This window comes from Pseudomonas sp. CBZ-4 (assembly GCF_000346755.1).
Classification (GTDB): domain Bacteria; phylum Pseudomonadota; class Gammaproteobacteria; order Pseudomonadales; family Pseudomonadaceae; genus Aquipseudomonas.
In genome coordinates, this window is record NZ_ANNV01000059.1 from 1 (window position 1) to 6210 (window position 6210).

Annotated in this window: 5 protein-coding genes; 4 read left to right on the forward strand and 1 reads right to left on the reverse strand. The window is 62.2% G+C overall.

All coding sequences use genetic code 11. The features are described from left to right. Positions 1-107: 107 nt before the first annotated feature. Positions 108-2129 (forward strand): LTA synthase family protein, encoded by a 2022-nt coding sequence (locus B348_RS0107370; protein WP_017735498.1) that lies wholly within the window; start codon positions 108-110, stop codon positions 2127-2129. Here the strand turns inward: B348_RS0107370 and B348_RS0107375 are convergent, their stop codons facing one another. After that, positions 2130-2504 (reverse strand): cytochrome c family protein, encoded by a 375-nt coding sequence (locus tag B348_RS0107375; RefSeq protein WP_017735499.1) that lies wholly within the window; start codon positions 2502-2504, stop codon positions 2130-2132. It lies immediately after the preceding gene. Between the two features lie 210 nt (positions 2505-2714). Here B348_RS0107375 and B348_RS0107380 point away from each other — a divergent pair, with 210 nt between their 5' ends. The 3 genes from B348_RS0107380 (at position 2715) to B348_RS0107390 (ending at position 6145) form a co-directional block, all read left to right on the forward strand. Then, a complete protein-coding gene (locus B348_RS0107380) occupies positions 2715-3095 on the forward strand; it encodes a response regulator (protein ID WP_026136629.1) in 381 nt (126 codons plus the stop codon). A 195-nt stretch (positions 3096-3290) separates the two neighbouring features. Further along, a complete protein-coding gene (locus B348_RS0107385) occupies positions 3291-3905 on the forward strand; it encodes a biliverdin-producing heme oxygenase (RefSeq protein ID WP_017735501.1) in 615 nt (204 codons plus the stop codon). Beyond that, entirely contained in the window at positions 3902-6145 is a 2244-nt protein-coding gene (locus B348_RS0107390; protein WP_017735502.1) for an ATP-binding protein, read from the forward strand. Before B348_RS0107385 ends, B348_RS0107390 begins: the two co-directional genes overlap by 4 nt. Positions 6146-6210 lie beyond the last annotated feature (65 nt).

Consider the following 6210-nt stretch of genomic DNA (forward strand, 5'->3'; position numbering starts at 1 on the left):
CCGCGATAGCGCTGTATCAGCCACCGCTGCTTCAACTGAACCACCGCTATCGCGGGCAAGCCCGCTCCCACATGGGCTTTGCGTCGATTTAAGGAATGGGGAAAAAAATGACTGCGTTGCAATCACGCCGCCTGCGCTACGGCGTAGGCGCGATCGGCTTGGTGTTTGTATTGCTGGCGGCGTTGCGGCTGGTGTTTGTGCTGGGCTTTTCCGGCCTGCCGCTAAATACGCCGCAGTTGCTGGAAACCCTCGGCATCGGCCTGCGTTTCGACCTGCGCCTGGCGGTGCTGCTCCTGCTGCCCCTGGCCGTGCTGGCCTGGCTGCCGCGCTGGAACCTCATCACCCTGCCCGCCCTGCGCTGGCTGGCGCGCGGTTATCTGGTGGTGGCCTTGGCCGTGGTCGGCCTGGTCTACATCATCGACTTCGGCCACTACGCCTACCTCGGCGTACGCCTCAACGCGACGGTGTTGCGTTACCTGCAAGACGCGCAGATTTCCCAGCAGATGGTGTGGGAAACCTACCCGGTGCTGTGGATAACGGCCTGTTGGCTGGCGGCGGTGGCGCTGTGGGTGTGGGCACTGGTGTGCCTGGAGCGCTTGACCCTGGATCGACCGGCCCGCCCCATGCGCAAATGGGCGCTGGTGCCCATCTGTGTGATCGGCGTTATCGCCGTGCTGCTGGCCCTGCTCGGCCGCGTCGCCAACCTCAACCTGGAAAACCCGGTGCCCCTGCGCTGGAGCGATGCGTTCTTTTCCGGCAACAGCCAACTGGCCGCCGTGGGCCTGAACCCGGTGCTGTTTTTGTACGACACCGTCAAGGTCGGCCAATCGCAATTCGATGAACACAAGGTGCGCGAGCACTACCCGCAAATTGCCGACTACCTGAGCGTTGATCAACCCGATTCACAAGCACTGAATTTCATCCGCGAACAAGGCGTACAGCCCTATCGGCTGGCCGGCGAACGCCCGCCCAACGTGATTTTCGTGATGCTCGAATCCCTCGGCACCAGTGCCGTCGGCGCCTACGGCAACCCACTGAACCCCACGCCGAACCTGGACAAACTGGCCACGCAAAGCTGGTTCTTCAAACACTTCTACGTGCCCGTCACCGGCACCGCCAAAACCGTGTGGGCCAGCATCAGCGGCGTGCCGGACGTGACTCGCCAGGAGACCGCCACGCGCAACCCGCTGATCACCCGGCAACACACGCTGATCAACGCGTTCGCGGGGTACCAGAAGTTCTACATGATCGGCGGCAACGCCGGCTGGGCGAATATCAACGCGCTGATCCGCCAGAGCATCGACGGCGTGCAGCTCTATGAAGAAAGCCATTGGCGCTCGCCACGGGTGGACGTGTGGGGCATTTCCGACCTGGACCTGTTCAAGGAAGGCGACCAATTGCTGCGCGCCGTGCCCGAAGACCAGCCGTTCTTCGCCTACCTGCAAACCTCCGGCAACCACCGGCCGTTCACCATCCCCCAGCACAATGATGGGTTCCAGGTCGCCGACGTGACCCTGGAACACGTCCAGGCCGCCGGTTCGCGCAGCGTCGAGCAGTACAACGCGGTGCGCCTGCTGGACTACAACATCGGCCGCCTGATAGAGATCGCCAAGGCCGGCGGTTGGTACGACAACAGCATCTTTGTGTTCTTCGGCGACCACAACACGCGCATCAGCCAGATCCCGCACATGGCGCCGGCCTTTGAACAGCTGGGTTTGGAGAGTAATAACGTGCCGCTGCTGATCCACGCCCCCGGCCTGGCGCCACGGGTGATCGAGGAAGCCGTGGGCCTGGCGGACTTGCTGCCCACCGTGGCCGGCATGGCGGGCATGCCGTTTCGCAATGGCGCGCTGGGCCGCGACATCCAGCAGCCCGCGCCCGAGGGCGAACGCGTGGTGCCGCTGGTCCTGCGCGAAGGCACCTTCCCCATCATCGGCGGCGTGACCCAACACTTCCTGTTGCAGATGCAGCACGACGGCAGTTCACCGACCCTGCATGACCTGGCCTCGCCAACCCCGCGCGAGGACGTGGCCGCGCAGCATCCCCAAGAGTTTCAGCGCTTGCAGGGGCTGACCCGGGGGCTGCATGAAAGTGCGCGGATGATGTTGTTCAGGAATGTGCGCGAGTGACTACTTGGGCTGGAAGGTTTCGAGGTAGGCCAGGATATTGTCGATCTTTTCCGAGTCACTGATGCCCCAGAAGATCATCCGCGTGCCGCTCACGACTTTTTTCGGCGCTTCGATATAGGCGGCGAGCTTGTCGCGGGTCCAGACCACGCCGGAGTATTTCATCGCGTCGGAGTATTGATAATCCGTGGTAATGCCGGCAGGTCGGCCGATGATGCCGTTCAGCTCCGGGCCAAACCCGCCCCGCGCGCCTTCGCCGACACTGTGGCAGCCGCCGCAGGTCTTGGTGAAGAGTTTGCCGCCCGCCTCGGCATCGCCGGCCGCGAAGGCGGGGCTGGTGCCGAGGATCAGGGCGAGGGTGATCAAGGTGTACTTCATGCTGGGCTCCCCTTCAGGTGTCGCGGGGGATTATGCCTGTTTGTCAGGAACGCATGCCCATCCAGATCACTTGCGGGAGAGGCCGTGAGGTGGGCGGATCATCCAGCAGCAGTATTCTTATGACCACCCATCGCCCCAAACACATCCAATCGAACCTATGCAGGCGTGTTCTACTCCACCCCTATGAACCCTGATGGTGGAGTAAGGATCATGGCTCAGCCATCGATTTTAGTGCTGGAAGACGACGAGATCATTCGTTCGTTAATGGTGGATGTGCTGGAGGAATTCGGGGCGTTGGTGACGTCGTTTCCTTCGGCGGATGAAGGGATGATTTACCTGGAACGAGGCGATGAGCCGGTGGACCTGATTGTCAGTGATATTCAGATGCCGGGTTTGCTCAACGGTTATGACCTGAGTCGAGTGGTGGCTCATCGCTGGCCGGGGGGGCCGGTGTTGCTGACGTCCGGCAATACCAAGCTGGCGGCGCAACTGGGTGGTTCCGTACGGTTTCTGCCCAAGCCGTGGAGCGCCGAACATTTGCTGGAACAGGTGCAAACGGCGCTGACCCCGCAGGGGCCGTCCATGCATTGATAGCTTCACGACATCACCCAAACCGAACTTCGCGACACGCTCTACGGTCATTAATGAGGCATGGAGCGACTTTTCTGATCCGCTGGTCAGCCTTTTCGCCTTGTGCGCACAGCTGACGGCCTTGAGGTGTGTAGAATCGTCGCCCATTTCCACGCGTCATTCATGGCCGGAAGGCCCACAGTTCGAGCTTATTGAATGCATTCACAGGCCCATGACGTTGGTGCGCCCACCTTGCTGGAAGCGTTGCGCACAGGCACTGCCCTGCTGCACGTCGCGCTGGAGAAACGCCTGCCGTTTTTCTCCGAGCGCCTGGATGCCGAGTGGTACGGGCGCCTGCTTCGAGCGTATTACGGCTTTTACGCGCCGATGGAAGCAGCGCTGTATGACATTGGCTTGATCCCGGAAGGATTTGACCCAGTGCTTCGCGTGAAAACTCCGACGCTGTTGAATGATCTGCGCGCCTTGGGCCTGAGTGACACAACCCTCTGCGCCCTGCCTCGCTGCGACGCACTCCCGACGTTTGACACCCCCGAAGCCTGCCTCGGCGCCCTGTATGTGCTGGAAGGCGCGACCCTGGGCGGCCAGGTATTGCGCCGGGAAATGGCCCAGCGTCTGGACCTGGACGCCGAAAACGGCGGCGCGTTTCTCAATGTATACGGCGCCGAGACCGGTCGGCGCTGGAAGGATTTTCTCGATTACCTGGGCCGTCAGCCGCTGGATGCTTGTGCAAAACAGCGCGCGGTAGCGGCAGCCCGTTCAACATTCAGCTGTTTTGAGCAATGGCTCGACAGCCAGGAGGTACTGCTATGAAACCCGAAGATTTTGAAGAGCTGCTTGCCAACTGTGCCGACGAGCCCATTCGCTTTCCGGGGGCGATCCAGCCTCACGGCGTGCTGCTGACCTTGTCGGAGCCAGACCTTACGATCATCCAGGTCAGCGCCAACGTCGGCACCTTGTTCGGCCACACGCCCGAGGCACTGCTGGGCCAGCCGCTGCACACGCTGATTGGCAGCGAACAAGCCCAGGCTGTTGCGGCCATGGCCGAAAACAACACGTTTTTCGATGCCCCACCGCTGCACGTCACCTTCAACGGCGCGGAGTTCGAAGGCTTGCTGCATCGCCATCAGCACGTGCTGGTGCTGGAGTTCGAACCGCTGCTCAGGGATTTCCGCCCACGGGCGTTGAACGGTCGCACCAGTGACCTGGGCAAGATGCTGCAACGTTTGCAGGCGGCGAAAACCCTGCAAGCGCTGTACGAAATCAGCGTGAATGAAATCCAGGCCATGACCGGTTACGACCGCGTGCTGATCTACCGCTTCGAAGACGAAGGCCATGGCCAGGTGATCGCCGAAGCGTCGGCGCCGAGCATGGAGCTGTTCAACGGACTGTTCTTCCCGGCGTCCGACATTCCCGAGCAGGCCCGCGAGCTGTATCGCACCAACTGGCTGCGCATCATCCCCAACGCGGCGTATGAGCCGGTGCCGCTGCTGCCCAAGCTGCGCCCGGACACGGGCCAGCCACTGGATTTGAGCTTCGCCACCCTGCGCAGCGTGTCGCCGATCCACTGCCAGTACATGCAGAACATGGGCGTGCTGTCGTCCATGAGCATCTCGCTGATGAAGGGCGACAAGCTGTGGGGCCTGATCAGTTGCGGCAACCGCGAGCCCCTGTTGGTGCCCAACGACCTGCGTACCGCCTGCCAGACCATCGGCCAGGTGCTGTCGTTGCAGATCAGCGCCATGGAAGCCCTGGACCTGAGCCGCCAGCGCGAGGAAAAAGTCGAGGCCCTGGCCCTGCTGGATCAAGCGATGAAAGCGTCCGAACAGAACGTGTTCGACGGCCTGGCCCAGCGAGGCCAGTTGCTGATGGACCTGACCCTGTCCGGCGGCGTGGCGATCATCGAAGACAAGCAACTGCACCGCTACGGCAACTGCCCGGAGCCGGCGCAGATCCGCGCCTTGCACAAGTGGCTGCAAGAGAGCGGCGAGCCGGTGTTTTCCAGCCATAACCTGGCCTCGGTGTACCCGCCGGCGGTCGAGTTCCAGCAGGTCGCTAGTGGCGTCCTGGCCATGAGCCTGCCCAAGCCTGTGGATAACGGCGTGCTGTGGTTCCGCCCGGAAGTGAAAGAGAACATCAACTGGAGCGGTGACCCGAAAAAGCCGCTGGACCTGGAAAACTCCGACGCCGGCCTGCGCCTTCGCCCACGCACCTCGTTCGAAATCTGGAAGGTGGAAATGGCCGGCATCTCCACCAAGTGGAGCCATGGCGACCGCTTCGCCGCCAACGACCTGCGCCGTTCCGCCCTGGAAAACGACCTGGCGCGCCAGGTGCTGCGCGAGCAACAGGCGGTGCGCGCCCGTGATGAGCTGGTCGCGGTGGTTTCCCACGACCTGCGCAACCCGATGACGGTCATCTCCATGCTGTGCGGCATGATGCAAAAGGCGTTCAGCTCCGATGGCCCCCATACCTCGCGGCGGATTTCCTCGGCCATCGACACCATGCAACAGGCCGCGGGGCGAATGAATGTGTTGCTGGAAGATTTGCTCGACACCTCGAAGATCGAGGCCGGTCGCTACGTGGTCAAGCCGGTGGCGCTGGATGTCAGCCAGATCTTTGAAGAGGCCTATTCCCTGCTGGCGCCCCTGGCGATGGAGAAAGGCATCGACCTGTCGTTCAACACCGAGCCTGGCCTGCAGATCAACGCCGACCCGGAGCGCCTGTTCCAGGTGCTGTCCAACCTCATCGGCAACGCCATCAAGTTCACCCCGCGCCAGGGCAATATCGGCATCAGCGCCATGAGCAATGGCGAGGAGATCGTGTTCTCGGTGCGCGACTCCGGGGAAGGCATTGCGCCGGAGCAACTGCCGCACGTGTTTGATCGCTATTGGACCCAAACCGAAAACAACCCCACCGGCAGTGGCTTGGGGCTGTACATCACCCAAGGCATCATCCAGGCCCATGGCGGCAAGATTGTTGCTGAAAGTGAGGTGGGGCGCGGCAGTGAGTTCCGCTTTACGGTGCCCAAGGTGACTGGGGACTCCCATACCTGATGGCGTAACGTTTTGAGGCGAGGTGTTTATAGGCTAGCCGTCTCAGGCTCTGTAGGTTCGGCGGG